Source organism: Celeribacter sp. ULVN23_4 (assembly GCF_054788345.1).
This window is the reverse complement of sequence record NZ_JBTVYO010000001.1, coordinates 305450-323951: the sequence shown is the minus strand read 5'-3', so window position 1 is coordinate 323951 and position 18502 is coordinate 305450. Positions and strand designations below refer to the sequence as shown.

Sequence of the window (18502 nt, the reverse complement as noted above, 5' to 3'; positions counted from 1 at the left end):
GCTCACTTATCGATGCGAAACCGCTCTTCGCGGCGGTCGATTTCGATGCCGTTCCGCATGAGTTGCACCGTCGCCGTGTAGCCACCCAAAGCCCATGTGCCGGGATTTTTGCGCCCGACAGCGCGATACATCCGGGCCTGATTGTCTTCCAGGATGGCGTCATGGCTGATCACTTCGCCGTCGGGGCCGAAGATGCTCAGCCGGACAATGTCGCTCTTGAGTGCCCCATAGCCAAAGCCGAAGACCACGAGGGCCGGGCTTTCGGAGGTCAGATGCGCCCCGCCCTCAATGCCCACCGTGCCTGAGGTGACGTCGTCATAGGTTGGAATTTCCGTGGCGAGGCCAAGGGTCAGCAGCCCGCCCACGTGATAGAGCATGTCGCGGTCCCAGAGCGTGCCGTTCTGCATCGCGTCTTCGCCGCAGAAAATCAGACCGCTCGGGTTGAACGGATCGACAAGTTTGCCGTTGTGGCGCAGGGCAAGATGGACATGCGGAAACTCGGTTTGGCCGGACAGGCCGACCTGTCCGAGCACGGTGCTGGCGCCAACTCTTTGGCCTTTCTGAACGGCGATGGAGCCTTGCTTCATGTGGCAATACTGGGATCTCCACCCGTCGCCATGATCGATCACGACGCCGTTTCCGCATTCTCTGCCGGTGATGTCGGGCGCGCCTTCGGTGTTTTGCGCGATATCCGCCATTCCGTCGCGAATGGCCTTCACCGTGCCGGGGGCGGAGGCGAGGACATCGACGCCTTGCTGCATGTCTAAGAGGGTCGGGAGGGCGAAATCCGTCCCTGTGTGCCCGTCGTAACTCAGCGTGCCACATGTGAAATCGGCGGCTCCTGGGCCGGGATCTGTATCGACGTAATTCTGGATATAGCAGGTCTGCCCCAGCACGCAGTCGATGGGCGGGGCCAACACCGGGTCACGGGCGAGGGCCGGGGAGGCGAGGAGCAGAAAAGCAATCAGGGCACGCATACGCATATCTCATAACAGGTCGGGGGCAACGTCGCGTGATGAAAAAGCCCCGTCAAGGTGACGGGGCTTTGTTCGATGTGATTTACGCTGCGCCGGATCAGTCAGCGGTGAGCAATGGCGGCTTCTTCGAGCGACCGATGCGGGGATTGCCCGGCTCTTCGACACGCAGTTCGATCTCGCCGTCTTTGACACCGACCTTGACCTCTCCACCTTTCGAGAGCTTGCCAAAGAGCAGCTCTTCGGCGAGCGGTTTCTTGATGTGCTCTTGGATGACACGGCCCAGAGGACGCGCGCCCATCTTGTCGTCGTAGCCCTTCTCGGCGAGCCATTCTGCGGCCGGGCGGGTGAGTTCGATATGCACATTGCGGTCCATGAGCTGGGCCTCAAGCTGTAGCACGAATTTCTCGACGACTTGCAGGATGACCTCTTTCGGCAGCGGGCCGAAGGAAACCACCGCGTCCAGACGGTTGCGGAATTCCGGTGTGAAGGTCCGCTCGATCGCGGCGGTGTCTTCGCCCTCGCGACGGTCGCGGCCAAAGCCGATGGCCTCTTTCGCCTGCTCGGACGCGCCTGCGTTCGAGGTCATGATCAGGATCACGTTGCGGAAATCGACGGTGCGGCCGTTGTGATCGGTCAGTTTGCCGTTGTCCATCACCTGAAGCAGGATGTTGTAGACATCCGGGTGCGCTTTTTCGATCTCGTCGAGCAGAAGCACACAGTGCGGGTGCTGGTCCACGCTGTCGGTCAGAAGGCCGCCCTGGTCAAAGCCGACATAGCCCGGAGGCGCACCGATCAGGCGGGAGACCGCGTGTTTCTCCATGTATTCCGACATGTCGAAGCGCAGCAGTTCCACGCCAAGCGTGTCCGCAAGCTGTTTCGCGACCTCGGTTTTACCCACACCGGTCGGGCCGGCGAAGAGGTAGTTGCCGATGGGTTTTTCCGGCTCGCGCAGACCCGCACGGGCGAGTTTGATCGCGGAGGACAGGGTTTCGATGGCCTTGTCCTGACCGAAGACCACGCGCTTGAGGGTCGATTCGAGATCTTTGAGCACCTCCGCGTCGTCTTTGGAGACGTTTTTCGGCGGGATACGGGCGATCTTGGCCACGACCGCTTCGATCTCTTTCGGGGAGATCGTTTTGCGACGTTTGCTCTCAGCGACGAGATGTTGCGCGGCACCGGCTTCGTCGATCACGTCGATCGCTTTGTCGGGCAGTTTGCGGTCATGGATGTAGCGCGCGGACAATTCCACGGCGGTCTTGATCGCATCGGCGGTGTAGCGGATGTCGTGGTGTTCTTCGAAATAGGGTTTGAGGCCCTGAAGGATTTTCACGGCATCATCGACAGAGGGCTCGTTCACGTCGATTTTCTGGAAACGACGGGACAGGGCGCGGTCTTTTTCGAAATGCTGGCGGAACTCTTTGTAAGTCGTCGAGCCCATGCAGCGCAGCTTGCCGCCCTGCAGAGCAGGTTTCAGCAGGTTCGAGGCATCCATCGCGCCGCCTGACGTGGCGCCCGCACCGATCACGGTGTGAATTTCGTCGATGAAGAGAACCGCGTCCGGGTGTTCTTCGAGCTCTTTGACGACCGCTTTCAGGCGTTCTTCAAAATCGCCGCGATACCGGGTGCCCGCGAGAAGCGCGCCCATGTCGAGCGAGTAGATCGTCGAATTGGCCAGCACATCGGGGGTCTCGCCATCGACGATTTTCTTGGCGAGGCCTTCGGCGATGGCGGTTTTGCCGACGCCGGGATCACCCACGAGAAGCGGGTTGTTCTTGCGGCGGCGGCAGAGCACCTGAATGCAGCGCTCGACCTCATGGGCACGGCCGATCAGCGGATCGACATCGCCCAGCATCGCTTTCTTGTTCAGATCGACACAGTATTTCGCGAGGGCGCTTTCCTTGTCCTCGGCGGCAGGCTGAGCCTGTTGCGTTTGGGCGGAGTCGTCCTCATCGTTCTGGTCGGCGCCGGTGATCGGGCGCTGTTCGCCGAAGGACGGATCTTTGGCGACGCCATGCGCGATGAAGTTCACCGCATCATAACGCGTCATGTCCTGTTCTTGCAGGAAGTAGGCGGCGTTCGACTCGCGTTCCGCGAAGATCGCAACCAGCACGTTGGCCCCGGTCACTTCGGTCCGGCCGGAGGATTGCACGTGGATCGCGGCGCGTTGGATCACGCGCTGGAACGAAGCGGTGGGCACCGCTTCGGAGCCTTCGACATCGGTGACCAGCGTCGAAAGATCGTCCTCGATATAATCCAGAAGGGTTTTGCGAAGCTCCTCGAGATCGACATTGCAGGCCTGCATAACGCGGGCTGCGTCGGGTTCATCGATCAGCGCCAGCAGAAGATGTTCCAGTGTGGCGAGTTCGTGGCGGCGGGCATTTGCCAGCGCCAGAGCTGCGTGAATGGCTTGCTCAAGGGTGTTCGAAAATGACGGCACGTCGTTCTGTGCTCCTTCGCATTCGGGGTCTGGAGGGGGACTGGTCCCGCACCTAACCGTGGCCTCATACTCTTAAAGTTCGATTGATACGCGCGAGCTTCAAGGAAAAAGTTCGTTAACACTGGTAAATTTTTCTGAGACGCCAAGTTTTGTGCGCTTTGGGTCGCGAGTTTCCCCTATTGATAGAAAATCATCTATGACGACTTGACAGGAAAACAAGGGGGCTCAGGAGATTCAGAACCTGTCTTTGCGGGCTCGAATTTCGGCGAAAACGGCGACATCGCTGGCGTCTGCCATGCCCAGAGCCTGTTTCACAGGGGCAAGATTGGCGCGGAGGAACGGATTGGTCGCAAGCTCCAAAGACAACAGGGATGGCACTGTGGCTTCGCCTTCAGAACGCGCTGTCTCGATGGCTTTGGCACGGTTGCGGAGTGCTGTGTTTTCCGGCTCAATCGTGAGGGCAAACCGCGCATTCGACGCGGTGTATTCGTGGCCGGAATAGACCATGGTGTCGTCTGGCAGGGCGGCAAAGCGAGACAGGGTTTCCCACATCTGTTCCGGCGTGCCTTCGAACAAGCGGCCGCAGCCCAGAGCCATCAAGCTGTCGGCGGAGAAGAGCGCTTTGGCATCGGGGATGTAATAAGCGATGTGCCCGACGGTGTGACCGTCCGCGCCTAGAACCTGGACCTCATGGCCCGCGAAATCAAAACTTTGACCCGGCTCCACCACGCGGGTGAGCGGCGGCAGTCGATGCTGATCGGCTTTCGCGCCGGTGATCGTGGCGCCGGTGGCTTCGAACACCCCAGCGGCTCCATCAATATGGTCCCAATGGTGATGGGTGAGCCAAATCTCATCAAGCGTCCAGCCGCGCTCCGTCAGGGCGTCGAGAAGGGGGGCGGGATCGGCGGCATCGACCAAAGCGGTGCGTCCGCTGACCGGATCATGGACGAGAAAATCGTAATTGTCGGACAGGGCGGCAACGGTGACGATCTCTAGCATGGCGTTCTCCGGTCTCTTGCGTTTATGGTGACACTGACATTTAGGCCAGCATTCGGGGAAGTCCCGGGGATTGCAATGCATCTCGACGTCGTTGAGCTGAGAAATTTCTACTACCGGACCGGATTGGGCCGCGCAGCGCAGCGGGCGATCCGGGATCAGGTTGTGGCCTTTTGGCCGGATGCGTCGCGCCAGACGGTTGCGGGGTTCGGCTTTGCCGTGCCTCTCCTCCGGCCTTTCCTTGCGGACGCGCGCCGCGTCGTCGGGCTGATGCCGGATCAGCAAGGGGTGATGCATTGGCCCGCAGGCATGCCGAATGTCTCTGCGCTTTGCCCGGAAACCCGTTGGCCGCTACAGACAGGGATCGTCGACAAGCTTCTCGTGATGCACGGTCTGGAAATGTCCGACGCGCCGGACGCTTTGCTGGAGGAATGCTGGCGGGTGCTCGGGCCCGGCGGGCGCATGATGCTTGTGGTGCCGAACCGGGGCGGGCTTTGGTCGCGTTCTGACAACACGCCGTTCGGCTATGGTCGTCCTTACAGCTTGAGCCAATTGGAAGGTCAGCTGCGCCGTGCACGGTTCATGCCGGAGCGCCATGCGGCCGTGCTCTATCAACCCCCGTCGCACAAACGCTTTTGGAAGCGCTGGGGTGCGGTTTGGGAGAAAGTCGGACGGCAGATGCCATCGGCTTTGGTGGGCGGTGTTCTGGTGGTCGAAGTGTCGAAACAGGTCTACGCGCAGACCGGATCGGGCACGCCGGAAGCGGCGCGCCGAAAAGGCGGCGTTTTGGAGGGGTTGAGACCTGTGCCCGAAGCGAAGCCGGTTTGATCCAATCGGGGGCAACCGGGCGCGCGCGACCAAATATTTCACGCGATCCTAGCCCGTGAATCACACAAATTTGTCGCTTGTTTTTCGCGGCTTGGCGGCGGCGAACCGCAGAATGTGCGGCGTTTTGAGGCGCGAAGAGGCGACGAAAGTGAGGGAATCACACGAATCCGTGAGCGGTTCGTGCGCTCAGCGTGAAATTTTTTTGCGTCACAACGCCGCGATCTTTCTAAATGCCTGAAATTTCAAGGAAGGCAGTTTGTCTCTGTTGGCGCTAAAGTGGTCTAACAAGGTTGCGGCAAGGCTAAGCCTCTGATACATCCACGCTGATTTTGTTGCCTACGCACGACGTGTAGGTCAACCAAGCTGCCCTTTCCCGGTGCGAGATCCCTCACAAGGGGCGGACGGGGGCGGGCCCTAAGACATCGGAAGGGTGGACGTGTCCGAACCAGCTTCGATCTCCGGCGGCATTGCCGCACGTTATGCAACGGCCGTTTTTGAACTGGCCAAGGAAAGCAACGCCATTGCGGCTCTCGAAGGGGACGTGGCGACGCTGACCACCGCGCTTTCCGAGAGCGACGATCTCAAGACTTTGATCACTTCGCCGGTTTACACGCGCGAAGAGCTCGAAGGCGCGATCAAGGCGATTGCTGCAAAAGCCGGTCTGTCCGGCATCGTTTCCGGCACGCTCGGGCTGATGGCGCAAAACCGTCGTCTGTTCGTTCTGCCGCAGCTGGTCGCCAAACTGAGCGACCTGCTGGCTGAAGAGCGCGGTGAAGTGACCGCAGAGGTGACTTCGGCCAAACCGATGACCAAGACGCAGGTCACGAAACTCTCCAAGACGCTTTCCGAGAAATTCGGCAAGACCGTCAACATCAATGCGACCGTGGATGAAGCCCTCATCGGCGGTCTTATCGTTAAGGTGGGCTCGAAGATGATCGACACCTCGATCGCCTCCAAGCTCAACTCCCTCCAGAATGCAATGAAAGAGGTCGGATAATGGGAATCCAGGCAGCTGAAATTTCTGCGATCCTAAAGGAGCAGATTAAAAACTTCGGCCAGGAGGCCGAGGTTGCTGAAGTGGGCCGCGTGCTCTCCGTCGGTGACGGGATCGCACGTGTGTACGGCCTCGATAACGTCCAGGCTGGCGAAATGGTCCAGTTCCCGGGCGGGATCATGGGCATGGCGCTCAACCTCGAAGCCGACAACGTCGGCGTCGTGATCTTCGGTTCCGACCGTGACATTAAAGAAGGCGACACCGTCACCCGTACCAAGTCCATCGTGGACGTGCCGGCTGGCGACGCCCTGCTGGGCCGCGTTGTTGACGGCCTCGGCAACCCGATCGACGGCAAAGGCGCGATCGACGCGTCCGAGCGTCGCATCGCCGACGTCAAAGCACCGGGCATCATCCCGCGTAAATCCGTGCACGAACCGATGGCCACCGGCCTCAAGTCCGTGGACGCTATGATCCCGATCGGCCGTGGCCAGCGTGAGCTGATCATCGGCGACCGTCAGACCGGTAAAACCGCTGTGGCGCTCGACGCGATCCTGAACCAGAAGTCCTACAACGAGGCTGCTGGCGACGACGAGAGCAAGAAACTCTACTGCATCTACGTTGCTGTGGGTCAGAAACGTTCCACCGTGGCTCAGCTCGTGAAGAAACTCGAAGAGTCCGGCGCGATCGAATACACCACCGTGGTGGCCGCAACCGCATCCGATCCGGCTCCGATGCAGTACCTTGCACCGTATACCGCGACCGCGATGGCCGAGTATTTCCGTGACAATGGTCGTCACGCTCTGATCATCTACGATGACCTGTCCAAACAGGCTGTGTCCTATCGTCAGATGTCCCTGCTTCTGCGTCGTCCGCCGGGGCGTGAAGCTTACCCGGGTGACGTGTTCTACCTCCACTCGCGCCTGCTGGAGCGTTCCGCGAAGCTGAACGAAGATTTCGGCGCTGGCTCGCTGACGGCTCTGCCGATCATCGAAACCCAGGGCGGTGACGTGTCTGCGTTTATTCCGACCAACGTGATCTCCATCACCGACGGTCAGATCTTCCTCGAAACCGAACTGTTCTACCAGGGTATCCGCCCGGCTGTGAACACCGGTCTCTCCGTGTCCCGCGTTGGTTCCTCGGCTCAGACCAAAGCCATGTCCTCCGTGGCTGGTCCTGTGAAACTGTCCCTCGCTCAGTACCGTGAGATGGCAGCGTTCGCTCAGTTCGGTTCCGATCTCGACGCCGCAACTCAGAAACTTCTGAACCGCGGTGCACGTCTGACCGAGCTGATGAAACAGCCGCAATACGCTCCGCTGACCAATGCTGAGATCGTTTGCGTGATCTTCGCTGGCACCAATGGCTACCTGGACAACATCCCGGTGACTGAGGTTGGTAAATACGAAGCCAAGCTGCTCGAGTTCCTGCGCAACCAGAAAGCTGACGTTCTTCAGTGGATCACCGATGAGGATCCGAAGATCAAAGGCGAACCGGCTGACAAGCTCAAAGCGGTTCTGGACGAATTCGCCAAAACCTACGCTTAATCCTGAAGGACGCTTAGATGCCCAGCCTCAAGGATCTCAAAAACAGGATCTCGTCGGTTAAATCGACCCGCAAGATCACCAAGGCCATGCAGATGGTGGCCGCCGCGAAACTGCGGCGGGCACAGGATGCGGCTGAGGCCTCGCGCCCCTATGCAGAGCGATTCAACGCTGTCATGGGTGCGCTGTCGGCTTCGGTTGGTGGCTCCGCTTCCGCGCCCCGGCTTCTCGCCGGGACCGGCAAGGACGATGTGCAACTGCTCGTCGTCATGACGTCTGAAAAAGGTCTCTGCGGCGGCTTCAACACGAATATCGTGAAGTTGGCCCGGACCCGCATCAAAGAGCTTCAGGCCGCTGGCAAGACGGTGAAAATTCTCACCGTCGGCAAGAAAGGTCGTGAGCAGCTCAAGCGGGACTATGGCGACCTGTTCGTCGCGCATGTGGATCTCTCCGAGGTCAAGAAAATCGGTTACTTGAACGCGCAAGAGATCGCCAAAGATCTTCTCGCTCGTTTTGACGCCGAGGAATTTGACGTCGCGACGATCTTCTTCGCGCAGTTCCAGAATGTTGTGACGCAGGTTCCGACCGCGCAGCAGATTATCCCGGCGGCCTACGAGGTCGAAGAGGGGGCGGATGGTTCCGTCTACAGCTACGAGCCTTCTGAAGAAGGTGTTCTGGCTGAACTTCTGCCGCGTGGCGTGGCCACGCAGATCTTCTCGGCTCTGCTGGAAAATGCTGCCTCCGAACAGGGCGCGCGGATGTCCGCTATGGACAACGCGACGCGCAACGCGGGCGACATGATCGACAAGCTGACCGTGGAATATAACCGTTCCCGTCAGGCTGCGATCACCAACGAGCTTATCGAAATCATTTCGGGCGCTGAAGCGCTCTAAGACACCCGGAGTAACGAAACATGGCAAACGCAAAAGGCAAAATCACGCAGGTGATTGGCGCCGTTGTGGACGTGCAGTTCGAAGATGCGCTTCCTGAAATTCTCAACGCGCTTGAGACCAGCAACAACGGCAACCGTCTGATCCTCGAAGTGGCTCAGCACCTCGGCGAAAACACTGTCCGCACCATCGCAATGGACGCGACCGAAGGTCTCGTGCGCGGTCAGGAAGTGATCGACACAGAAGGTCCGATCACCATTCCGGTGGGCAACGCGACCCTCGGCCGTATCCTCAACGTCGTCGGCGAGCCCGTCGACGAAAAAGGCCCGGTTGAATCCGACGAACGTCGCCCGATCCACGCTGAAGCTCCGGAATTCGCAGCTCAGGCAACCGACACCGAAATCCTCGTCACCGGCATCAAGGTGATCGACCTTCTCGCACCTTACTCCAAAGGTGGTAAGATCGGTCTCTTCGGTGGTGCAGGCGTTGGTAAAACCGTTCTCATCATGGAACTCATCAACAACATCGCAAAAGTGCACTCGGGCTTCTCCGTGTTCGCTGGTGTGGGTGAGCGGACCCGTGAAGGGAACGACCTTTACCACGAGATGATCGAATCCAACGTTATCAAACCGGACAACCTCTCCGAGTCCCAAGTGGCTCTGGTTTACGGTCAGATGAACGAGCCTCCGGGAGCCCGTGCGCGCGTTGCTCTCACCGGCCTGACGCTGGCTGAGCAGTTCCGTGACCAGTCCGGTACCGACGTTCTGTTCTTCGTGGACAACATCTTCCGCTTCACGCAGGCCGGTTCCGAGGTGTCCGCACTTCTCGGCCGTATCCCCTCCGCTGTGGGCTACCAGCCGACGCTGGCCACCGACATGGGTGCGATGCAGGAACGTATTACCTCCACCAAAAACGGCTCGATCACCTCGATCCAGGCTGTGTACGTGCCCGCCGATGACCTTACCGACCCGGCTCCGGCAACGACCTTCGCCCACCTCGACGCAACCACCGTTCTCAACCGTGCGATCTCCGAGCTCGGGATCTACCCGGCTGTGGACCCGCTCGATAGCTCCTCGCGTATCCTCGATCCGCAGATCGTTGGCGAAGAGCACTACCAGGTTGCGCGCGAAGTTCAGGGTATCCTTCAGCGCTACAAGTCGCTGCAGGACATCATCGCCATCCTCGGCATGGACGAACTCTCGGAAGAAGATAAGCTGACCGTGGCCCGCGCCCGTAAGATCCAGCGTTTCCTCTCCCAGCCGTTCGACGTGGCGAAAGTGTTCACCGGCGCCGACGGCGTTCAGGTGCCGCTCGAAGACACGATCTCGTCCTTCAAGGCGGTTGTGGCTGGCGAATATGACCACCTACCGGAAGCAGCCTTCTACATGGTTGGCGGCATCGGCGAAGTGCTTGAGAAAGCCGAAAAACTGGCTGCGGAAGCGGCTTAATCGTAACCCGGAAGGAGGCCTCTCATGGCTACAGTCCAATTTGATCTTGTCTCTCCGGAGCGCAAACTTGCGTCTCTCGCAGCAGATCAGGTCCAGATCCCGGGTTCCGAAGGTCGTCTTACTGCGATGGCGGGCCATGAGCCCACCATCCTCACCCTGCGTCCCGGTCGTCTGATCGCAACCGGGCCGGAAGGTGAGATGGAGTTCATCGTGACGGGCGGTTTTGCCGAGCTGTCTGCTGACAATGTTTCCGTTCTGGCCGAGGTTGCTCTGCCGCGTGGGGAAATGTCTCAGGAGATCGTGTCGGATATGATCACGAAAGCCCGCGCCGAGCATGACAAGGCGTCGGTGGAAGAGCAGGCGGAAACGCATTCTTTCCTCGCTGACCTGATCCATATCGCCGAGGACCTCGGGTTCCACACCAACCTCTGAGGTTGGGACAAAGACTTTCGAAAGGCCCTGCAGATGCGGGGCCTTTTCTTTTGTGAAGAGGAAAGACTTTAAGATGGATAAGACATTTCAAACGCGCGTTCAGGAGTGGGTCGTGACCTGTTTCGGTGAATCGGTGGCCATGGACGCGGCAGAGCGCAATCGGCGCTTTTTGGAAGAGGCGCTTGAACTGGTACAGTCCCTCGGCGCGAGCCGCACATTCGCGCATGAGCTTGTGGACTATGTGTTTTCACGAGAAGAAGGCGACGCCCCGCAGGAAGTGGGCGGCGTTATGGTGACGCTGGCCTCGCTCTGTGCGACCCATGGGATCGACATGGACGGGGAGGCTCATAAGGAGCTCGACCGTATCGACGCCCCCGATGTGATCGCCAAAATCCGCGCCAAACATGCGGGCAAGCCGAAGCTCTGAGGGCACCCATCACGTCAGCCATCTTTATGTCGAAATCTCTCGGTAATTTCGGAGGGATAGATATAAGGGATTTTAAACGACAGATGCTTTGGCGACGTGTATTCAGCGATATTTCCGCTTGGTTGACCGGGCTTGTCAGCCTCTTGGCGGCCTCTATGTCGTTGGGTATAAGCGGCCGTCATCTTTTATCTGGAAATTTTTCCGCAGCTCTTCTCGGCGGCGGTATTGCAATAGTTGTTGCAGTTTTCGCCTTTTCGCTCTTGCGGCTGAAAGGGCTCGATTGGTTCGAGCGTCTTTTTCACTTTTGGCTGATGCGTATAGCTTTGGCTCTTTGTCTTTGGGTCTGGGGGCTTATCGTCTTATCGTGTTTTCGATCCTACGTCTTTCGCTCTCTCTTTGGTGAGATGCCTTCCAACGTGCAGATCATGGTGCCGATCTGTGTGGGGGGCTTCTTTTTTATCAGCCATGTATGGCCGGGGCTTGCATATGAAAATGCTCCAGATGCTCCAGAAGAAACGGCCAGCAGGGTGCCGGAGGTACGATAGGCTACTGAGGCGTTAACTCTTTTCCTCTTCCCTTTGTCGACCGTTTCGGGGCAATCTGCCTTCGGGGGACAAGAAAAGATCAATGCTGAGAATTGAGAACCATCAACTCGGGATCGCACAAGGGTCGTTTGTGCTATTTTCCGATTTTCAGGACGGCGGGGCCATGTGGACCGGGAAGGGGCCACGGGAGTTGCGCCGGGTTGTGGAATTCGATGACAGTTTTCTGCGCGCGCCGAAGGTACAGGTGAGCCTGTCGATGCTGGATATCGACCAGAGCACCAATCACCGCGTTGATATTTCCGCAGAGATGGTGACGGAGGAGGGCTTCGTGATCGTCTTCCGCACTTGGGGTGACACGAAAATCGCGCGGGTGCGTGCGGATTGGATCGCCTTTGGCCCGGTTCAGAATGAGGATGACTGGGATCTGTGAACGGTCCCATCCGGGCATGAAAAAAGGCGCGTCGGGTGGTCCCGCGCGCCTTTTATTATTCCTGCTGGTCGAAGATCAGGGGTGATACACACCTTCGTAAAGCGGGATCAGCGTTTTGTCTTCGAACAGGGACGACACAGAGGTGCCGTTCCAAGTGTTGATGATCGCCTGCGCGAACAGCGGCGCGGTCGGGACGATGCGAATGTTTTTGCACTTGGCGACAGCGTCATTGGCCTCGATGGAGTCGGTGATGACCAGAGACGACAGCTTCGAGTTGGTCACACGCTCCACGGCAGGACCAGAGAGAACGCCGTGGGAGATATAGGCATGCACCTCGGCAGCACCGTGATCCATAAGCAAATCGGCGGCTTTGCAAAGCGTGCCGGCGGTGTCCACAAGGTCATCGACGATGATACATTTCTTGCCCTCAACGGAACCGATCACGGTCATCTCGGCGACTTCGCCCGGCTTTTCGCGGCGTTTGTCGACGATGGAGAGCGGCGCATCGATGCGTTTGGCAAGCTCACGGGCACGGGCCACACCGCCAACGTCCGGGGAGACGATCATGATGTCTTGCATGTCATCTTTGAAGTTATGCTTGATGTCGAGCGCGAAGACCGGGGAGGCGTAGAGGTTGTCCACCGGAATGTCGAAGAAGCCCTGAATCTGCGTGGCGTGCAGGTCGAGGGTCAGAACGCGCTCAATACCCGCTTCAACCATCATGTTGGCGACGAGCTTGGCGGAGATCGGCGTGCGCGCCTTGGTGCGGCGGTCCTGACGGGCGTAGCCGAAATAGGGCACCACGGCGGTGATGCGGCCAGCAGAGGATCGGCGCAGCGCGTCGGTGATGATCAGCAGTTCCATGAGGTTGTCATTGGCCGGGTTCGAGGTCGGCTGAACCACGAACATGTCTTCGCCACGCACGTTCTCGTAGACTTCGACGAAGATCTCGCCATCGTTGAAGCGTTCGACCCGCGCGTCGCAGAGGTCAATCGACATGCCGCGATGCATGGAGAGGCGGCGCGCGATGGAGTTGGCGAGAGTTCGGTTGGCATTACCGGCGATGAGTTTGGGCTCGTGAGTCATGGGCATAGCAGCTTTTCCCGGGGTGTTTTCGGCCTGAGCGTCACGGAATCGTAACGTTGACACCGCTTACCACCCCGCTACGGTCTTGCAAACATCAGGAGGCGTTGGGAGAGACCAAATGGCACATATAGACTATTATTTTTCGCTTCTGTCGTCTTTCACCTATCTCGCAGGGGACCGTTTTGCCGAGATCGCGGCGAAACACGGTGCGACGGTGCGTTACAAGCCTTTTGATATTCTGACCATGTTTGATCGTGTCGGAGCGCCGCGTCCGGCCCAAAGATCAGATGCGCGCAAGCTTTATCGGTTGCAGGAACTCAAACGCTTTGCTGCGAAGCTGGACAAGCCGATGAAGTTTCAACCCGCCTTCTGGCCGACCAATGCGGCGCCTGCGTCCTACGCCGTGATCGCCGCGCAAGAGGCGGGCGGTGGAGATCTCGACGGGTTGGTGCAGCGGCTGTTGAAAGCGGTTTGGGAAGAGGATCGCAACATTGCCGAGGATGCGGTGGTCACGGAGGCTTTGAAGGCGTCCGGGTTTGATCCCATGCTGTCGATGACCGGCATGCTCAAGGGCGCCGAGATTTATACGCAGAACTTGGAGGAGGGGCTGAAGGCCGGGATTTTCGGCTCGCCTTTCTATATCGTCACGGACACGGATGAGCGGTTCTGGGGGCAGGACCGGCTGGACATGCTGGACGAGCATCTCGGGACGTTGTGATCGATCCCGGCTTCGCGTCCGGTTTGGTGCCCGTTTTCAGGACTGGTTTCACGACCGGGCCGCGCAAACTAGCCCCTTTGCGCCACAGCGGTTTCGCCCCTTTTACCTCGCATTAAGCTTAATCAGATTAACCTTAATGCGAGGTTAAGAGAGACGAAGAAATATGGGGGACGAAGTCAGGCGTTCAGTCTGCAAAAGCCGCGAGGAGCGCGTCTACATCAGCTTCAACCGTGGACCAGCTTGCGACGAAACGGGCGAGCAGAGGCTCTTCCGGATCACCGGCCAGCGCCGTTCCCGCGCCCCACATATTATAGACCGCGCCTTTGGCTTTGGCCTTTACATGCATCTTGCGAGGCAGGCGGGCGAAGACGAGATTGCCCTCGACCTTATAGGCCAGCTCTCCACCGATCTCCGAAAGGCCCCGTGCCAGACGCGCGCCCATGGCATTGGCCTGCGTCGCCAATTCGAGCCAGAGGTCACCCTCAAGCCACGCCAGCATCTGCGCCGAAATATAGCGAGCTTTTGACAGGTTGTGTCCGCCGCGCATGCGCTGGCTCTCGAAGGCGTCTTTGTAGGACGGATCGAATAGCACTGCGGCTTCCGCCCCCATCGCGCCGGTTTTGGTCGCGCCCAAAGACAAAGTTGCGAGTTCGCGGGTCATCTCCCAAGGTGTTGCACCACTGGCCGCCATGGCGTTGGCGAAACGTGCGCCGTCGAAATGCAGCGGCAGGCGAGAGGCCTCTGCGAGAGCGGCTATATCCGTGGGTCGGTAAAGCTCCCCGAACTCGGTGAGGTTGGTCAGGGACACGGCGGCAGGTGGGCTGGCATGTACATCGTCTTTCGCGGTGTCGCCAATCACGGCATCGCGCAGCTCATCCGGTGTCATACGGCTGCCTTCGCCGGTCAGAAGCTTGAGCTTCGCGCCACCTGAATAGAAGGGCACCGAATTGCGTTCATCGACTTCGATATGTGCGGTCTTGTGGCAATAGATGATGCCCCAAGGCGGGGTCATCGCCGCCAGAAGCGCGGCATTCGTCCCGGTGCCGGAGGTCATCGGATAGACCAGCGCATCGGGAGCCTGAAACATGTCGCGCAGCCGCTCGGTCAGTTCCGCCGTCCAACGGTCGCCCGCATAGGGGGCTGCGTAACCGTCATTCGCCTTGGCGAGCGCTTCCATGATCTTCGGGTGCACGCCGGAGGTGTTGTCGGATCCGAAAAACATCAGTTGGGCTCCTCAATGATATGGTCTTCCCAATCTTCCTCATCGACCTCGAATTCCGGCACGGTCATACCGCGCACGGAAATCCCGGCGGCATGGACGCTCTCGGGATCGCCGGTCAGAAGCGGGTGCCAATCGGGGAGGGGGCGACCCTGCCACAAAAGGCGATAAGCGCAGGTGGTGGGCATCCAGTAGGCGTGGCTTTCGATATTTTCCGGGGAAAGCCGGATGCATTCGGGCACGAGTTTCTTGCGAATCTCATATTGACCGCATTGGCAGGAATAATCGTCCAAGAGGCGGCAGGCGACACGGGTCAGAAAGACCTCACCAGTGTCCGCGTCTTCGATCTTGTTGAGGCAGCATTTGCCGCAGCCATCGCAAAGCGCTTCCCATTCCTCATCGGTCATCTTGGTGAGCGGAACGGTCTCCCAAAAACGGGGACGCTTGCTCATTCCAAGGCCCCGAGAATCTCCCGCGCCTGATCGCAATCAGCGTTCATTTGGTTGATCAGGCCTTCGACGCCGCTGAACACGAGTTCCGGGCGGAGATACTCGACGAAGGCCACGGAGAGGTGTTCGTCGTAAAGGCTGCCTTTGAAATCGAAGATGAACGTCTCAAGGCAGGGCATGTTCGCGCCGAAGGTCGGTTTGACGCCCAGAGAGGCGGCGCCCTGATAATGGCCTTTGTGCGGACCGGTCAGCACATCGAGCAGAACCGCGTAAACGCCGAATTTTGGTGCATGAAGGCCGTCGATGGACATGTTCGCCGTCGGAAAACCAAGATCGCGACCGCGCTTGTCCCCGTGGTTCACCTTGCCTTCGATGCGGTGCCAGTGGCCCAGCATTTCATGAGCCTTGCGGGGCTGCCCTTCGGCCAGAGCGGCCCGGATTGCGGAAGAGGAGGACACGCCGCTGTCGGTTTTGAGCAGGTCGGCAACGGTGACGCCAAAGCCCATCTCGTCGCCGAACCGTTTCAGGTCTTCGACAGTGCCCGCGCGTTTTGACCCGAAACAGAAATCCGCGCCGACCACGATATGTTTGAGGCCAAGCCCCTCGACAATGATCTCACGGGCGAACTCTTCGGGCGTCTTGGCGGCAAGGTCTGCGTTGAACGGCAACTGAAACAGATGCTCGACACCGAGTTTCGCCAAACGGTTGGCCTTGGACTCGGCATTCATGAGGCGGAAGGGCGGGGCGCCCGGAGCAAAGAACTCACGCGGATGCGGCTCGAAAGTGACGATGCCCAGCGGCCCGTGGGCGCGTGCAAGGTCGATCACATGGCGGTGGCCGCGATGGACGCCGTCGAAATTTCCAATCGCCGCAGAACAGCCTTTGGCCTCTTCGGGAATGTCGGTCCAGTGCGTGTAGATCTGCATGGGGCTCCTCGCGAGGCAGCCCCCCGCGTCGTCAATCGAATTTGCGGCTCGGCGCAAGCACCATGGCTTCGCCTTTCAAGACCACGGTATCGCCCACGGTGCAGCGACAATCAAGGGCAACCCGGCGTTTCCCGTGCACGATATCGGTCACTGTCACTTCTGCGAGCACTGTGTCGCCCGGACGCACCGGCGCGAGGAATTTCAGGGTCTGTCCCATGTAAATCGTGCCATGGCCCGGAAGCTGCTCGCCGATCACGGCGGAAATCAATCCGGCGGTGAGCATGCCATGGGCGATCCGGCCCTCGAAAATCGTATCCTTGGCATAGGCGTCATCGAAATGCACCGGGTTGTGGTCGGTGGACACTTCTCCGAACAGTTCAATGTCACGATCGGTGATGGTCTTGCGCAAAGACCGCGTCATGCCGATCTCGATATCCTCGATGCAGATGGTTCCGCGCGGCTGATTGTCCAACATGGTCTCCGATTCCTTCCTCATGTTGCATCGCAGCATAAAGCGAAATCCAGAAAGAAACAATATTGCGCGAAAGAAAATTTGTATGTTTGCGCAATATTCGGAAATAAATTACTTTCTTGTTGCTTGTGGAGGCCGTGGGGATGCATGAAAGCGTCTCGACGCTGCTCCGTCTGCGCGGCTACACTCTCCTCAGTCAGTTTGTTGGCACCTGCCTCATGGGGAGAGCTATGCTCGGTTTCCTGCGTTTTCTCATCATCGGTTTCATCTTGCTGACGGGGCTATATCTGCTCCTCGGCGTCTATCTACGTTCCGTCACGCGCGAGCGGCTGGAAAACGAATGGGAAGAAGAGGGTTCCATTGGCGACAGAGGGGCTTATGTGGAGAAGGGAATGCGCGACTACGAGCGCTCTTTCCGGCCGAAGCTCTTGCTTTTGGTCTACATTCTGCCGCTGATCGCCTTTGTCGCGATCTTCTACGTGACGAATTTTATGTGAGGCCCTTCGATGCGCTATGTGAAATGGACTCTGATCGCCCTGATCGTGCTCTTTGTCGGAGGGTTCTTTCATTACACCCTGCCGCAGCATGACATCGTGCGGATCGTGAATACCTATGAAGAGCGACAGGATTTGTCCGGCTGGACGACGATGTTCTGGCAAGCGACAGACAATGGCTCGACCACGGGGGATCAAACCCGCGACGTGCAATTCATTCAGGCGGTGCGCACGAACGGCAAATCCATCGTCTATCGCAATGAGGACACGGGCTGGGGCTGGCCGCCCTATTTCAAGTTCGACACGGCGAACCTCTATACGGAGGCCAATGACGCAATCTCTACCAAGGCCAATCCCGAATGGGTCTCGGTAACCCATTACGGTTGGCGCTCAGAGCTTTTGTCGATTTTCCCGAATGCGATGGGCATCAAACCGGTGTCTGGGCCGGACGTGCGGATCATCCCTTGGGCGAATATCATCATCCTGACGTTTTTGTTCCTGTTCGTCGTCACGCTCTACCGGATCTGGCAACAGTTCCGCCAACGCACGATTGAACCCTTGGTCGAGGATGTCGAGGACGTGCTGGAACTTGCGGACGAGAAAAAGGACAGCGCGGTGGACAAGGTGAAAGGCTGGTTCCGCAAATGACTTTTGCAGTCTGGTTGCTCAGTGCGGGCTATGTCGCCGGTTTTTTGGCGCTGACCGCTGCACTAGCGCGCAGGAGCGGGCAAAAGCTTTGGCTGTTTGACGCGGGCCAAGCCGGGGCGGCCTGGGGCTTTCGCATCGCGTTCGCGATCCTTGTCCTCTGGCCCGTGGTGACACGGGCAGGCGGCGCGCCGATCTGGATCGTACCTTCGGCTGTCTCTGCCGTTTTCGCGCTCTATGCGCAGGCCTATATGGGCCGCTCTTGGCGCATCGGTACCAAGGAGGGCGCGATCGGCGAGATCGTTACCGGCGGGCCGTTTCGGCTTTCCCGCAATCCGGTCTTTGTCGGGCAAATCGCGCTGAGCTGGTTTCTGACCCCGCTTGTGGGCCTGCCTATGGCGGCCGCCGCCGTGATCATGACCTTCTCTGCTGTGATGCAGGTGCGTTCCGAAGAGGTCGTTCTGGGCCAGAATGCCGATTGGCGACGCTATTCCGAGAAAACGCCGCGCTGGATTTGGCGCATTTAAAAAGGGGCCTTTCGGCCCCTTTCC

The 18502-nt window shown here is 59.0% G+C and carries 21 protein-coding genes; 13 read left to right on the top strand and 8 right to left on the bottom strand.

From position 1 onward, the window contains the following. Positions 1 to 2: 2 nt before the first annotated feature. The 3 genes from ACYBHZ_RS01540 to gloB all read right to left on the bottom strand — a co-directional run bounded on the left by ACYBHZ_RS01540 (position 3) and on the right by gloB (position 4413). Positions 3 to 977, bottom strand: coding sequence for a M23 family metallopeptidase (locus tag ACYBHZ_RS01540; protein WP_460272417.1), 975 nt, complete (start codon positions 975 to 977; stop codon positions 3 to 5). A 97-nt stretch (positions 978 to 1074) separates the two neighbouring features. Next, positions 1075 to 3414, bottom strand: coding sequence for an ATP-dependent Clp protease ATP-binding subunit ClpA (clpA, locus tag ACYBHZ_RS01535; RefSeq protein ID WP_460272416.1), 2340 nt, complete (start codon positions 3412 to 3414; stop codon positions 1075 to 1077). A gap of 234 nt (positions 3415 to 3648) precedes the next feature. Continuing rightward, a complete protein-coding gene (gene gloB / locus ACYBHZ_RS01530) occupies positions 3649 to 4413 on the bottom strand; it encodes a hydroxyacylglutathione hydrolase (protein ID WP_460272415.1) in 765 nt (254 codons plus the stop codon). A gap of 75 nt (positions 4414 to 4488) precedes the next feature. On the opposite strand from gloB, the gene ACYBHZ_RS01525 reads away from it, so the two are divergent. The 9 genes from ACYBHZ_RS01525 to ACYBHZ_RS01485 all read left to right on the top strand — a co-directional run bounded on the left by ACYBHZ_RS01525 (position 4489) and on the right by ACYBHZ_RS01485 (position 11942). Further along, on the top strand, positions 4489 to 5238 hold the full coding sequence (locus ACYBHZ_RS01525; protein WP_460272414.1) for a class I SAM-dependent methyltransferase: 750 nt from the start codon (positions 4489 to 4491) through the stop codon (positions 5236 to 5238). A 436-nt stretch (positions 5239 to 5674) separates the two neighbouring features. Further along, the gene (locus tag ACYBHZ_RS01520; RefSeq protein WP_460272413.1) at positions 5675 to 6235 is read left to right on the top strand and encodes a F0F1 ATP synthase subunit delta; all 561 of its coding nucleotides are present in this window, start codon (positions 5675 to 5677) and stop codon (positions 6233 to 6235) included. Continuing rightward, positions 6235 to 7773: a F0F1 ATP synthase subunit alpha gene (gene atpA, locus ACYBHZ_RS01515; RefSeq protein WP_460272412.1), complete on the top strand. Its 1539-nt coding sequence runs from the start codon at positions 6235 to 6237 to the stop codon at positions 7771 to 7773. Before ACYBHZ_RS01520 ends, atpA begins: the two co-directional genes overlap by 1 nt. Positions 7774 to 7790: 17 nt before the next feature. Next, the gene (locus ACYBHZ_RS01510; protein WP_460272411.1) at positions 7791 to 8663 is read left to right on the top strand and encodes a F0F1 ATP synthase subunit gamma; all 873 of its coding nucleotides are present in this window, start codon (positions 7791 to 7793) and stop codon (positions 8661 to 8663) included. 20 nt (positions 8664 to 8683) lie between these two features. After that, the gene (gene atpD, locus ACYBHZ_RS01505; protein WP_460272410.1) at positions 8684 to 10108 is read left to right on the top strand and encodes a F0F1 ATP synthase subunit beta; all 1425 of its coding nucleotides are present in this window, start codon (positions 8684 to 8686) and stop codon (positions 10106 to 10108) included. A 24-nt stretch (positions 10109 to 10132) separates the two neighbouring features. Further along, positions 10133 to 10540, top strand: a complete 408-nt coding sequence (locus ACYBHZ_RS01500) for a F0F1 ATP synthase subunit epsilon (protein WP_460272409.1) — start codon at positions 10133 to 10135, stop codon at positions 10538 to 10540. Positions 10541 to 10613: 73 nt separating this feature from the next. Beyond that, positions 10614 to 10967: a hypothetical protein gene (locus ACYBHZ_RS01495; RefSeq protein ID WP_460272408.1), complete on the top strand. Its 354-nt coding sequence runs from the start codon at positions 10614 to 10616 to the stop codon at positions 10965 to 10967. Between the two features lie 26 nt (positions 10968 to 10993). Further along, a complete protein-coding gene (locus ACYBHZ_RS01490) occupies positions 10994 to 11512 on the top strand; it encodes a hypothetical protein (protein WP_460272407.1) in 519 nt (172 codons plus the stop codon). 82 nt (positions 11513 to 11594) lie between these two features. After that, positions 11595 to 11942: an H-type lectin domain-containing protein gene (locus ACYBHZ_RS01485; protein ID WP_460272406.1), complete on the top strand. Its 348-nt coding sequence runs from the start codon at positions 11595 to 11597 to the stop codon at positions 11940 to 11942. A 75-nt stretch (positions 11943 to 12017) separates the two neighbouring features. On the opposite strand, the gene ACYBHZ_RS01480 is transcribed toward ACYBHZ_RS01485, so the two are convergent. Next, positions 12018 to 13034 carry a ribose-phosphate pyrophosphokinase gene (locus ACYBHZ_RS01480; RefSeq protein WP_460272405.1) on the bottom strand — a complete coding sequence of 339 codons (1017 nt, stop codon included), beginning with the start codon at positions 13032 to 13034 and terminating at the stop codon, positions 12018 to 12020. A gap of 112 nt (positions 13035 to 13146) precedes the next feature. Between ACYBHZ_RS01480 and ACYBHZ_RS01475 the strand changes: the two genes are divergently transcribed. Continuing rightward, positions 13147 to 13746, top strand: a complete 600-nt coding sequence (locus ACYBHZ_RS01475; protein ID WP_460272404.1) for a DsbA family protein — start codon at positions 13147 to 13149, stop codon at positions 13744 to 13746. A gap of 184 nt (positions 13747 to 13930) precedes the next feature. Here ACYBHZ_RS01475 and ACYBHZ_RS01470 read toward each other — a convergent pair whose 3' ends face one another. From ACYBHZ_RS01470 to ACYBHZ_RS01455, 4 genes are read right to left on the bottom strand one after another with little or no spacing between them, the layout of a single operon-like run. Next, positions 13931 to 14968: a threonine aldolase family protein gene (locus ACYBHZ_RS01470; protein WP_460272403.1), complete on the bottom strand. Its 1038-nt coding sequence runs from the start codon at positions 14966 to 14968 to the stop codon at positions 13931 to 13933. Beyond that, a complete protein-coding gene (locus tag ACYBHZ_RS01465; protein ID WP_460272402.1) occupies positions 14968 to 15417 on the bottom strand; it encodes a YcgN family cysteine cluster protein in 450 nt (149 codons plus the stop codon). Before ACYBHZ_RS01465 ends, ACYBHZ_RS01470 begins: the two co-directional genes overlap by 1 nt. Next, complete coding sequence (locus tag ACYBHZ_RS01460) at positions 15414 to 16340, bottom strand: bifunctional riboflavin kinase/FAD synthetase (protein ID WP_460272401.1); 927 nt, start codon at positions 16338 to 16340, stop codon at positions 15414 to 15416. Before ACYBHZ_RS01460 ends, ACYBHZ_RS01465 begins: the two co-directional genes overlap by 4 nt. A gap of 31 nt (positions 16341 to 16371) precedes the next feature. Then, positions 16372 to 16815: a MaoC family dehydratase gene (locus ACYBHZ_RS01455; protein ID WP_460272400.1), complete on the bottom strand. Its 444-nt coding sequence runs from the start codon at positions 16813 to 16815 to the stop codon at positions 16372 to 16374. A gap of 140 nt (positions 16816 to 16955) precedes the next feature. On the opposite strand from ACYBHZ_RS01455, the gene ACYBHZ_RS01450 reads away from it, so the two are divergent. From ACYBHZ_RS01450 to ACYBHZ_RS01440, 3 genes are read left to right on the top strand one after another with little or no spacing between them, the layout of a single operon-like run. Beyond that, positions 16956 to 17309: a hypothetical protein gene (locus tag ACYBHZ_RS01450; protein ID WP_460272399.1), complete on the top strand. Its 354-nt coding sequence runs from the start codon at positions 16956 to 16958 to the stop codon at positions 17307 to 17309. 9 nt (positions 17310 to 17318) lie between these two features. Continuing rightward, on the top strand, positions 17319 to 17954 hold the full coding sequence (locus ACYBHZ_RS01445) for a DUF1523 family protein (protein ID WP_460272398.1): 636 nt from the start codon (positions 17319 to 17321) through the stop codon (positions 17952 to 17954). Beyond that, the gene (locus tag ACYBHZ_RS01440) at positions 17951 to 18478 is read left to right on the top strand and encodes a methyltransferase family protein (protein ID WP_460272397.1); all 528 of its coding nucleotides are present in this window, start codon (positions 17951 to 17953) and stop codon (positions 18476 to 18478) included. The genes ACYBHZ_RS01445 and ACYBHZ_RS01440 overlap by 4 nt, the downstream gene beginning before the upstream one ends. The last annotated feature ends 24 nt before the right edge of the window (positions 18479 to 18502 follow it).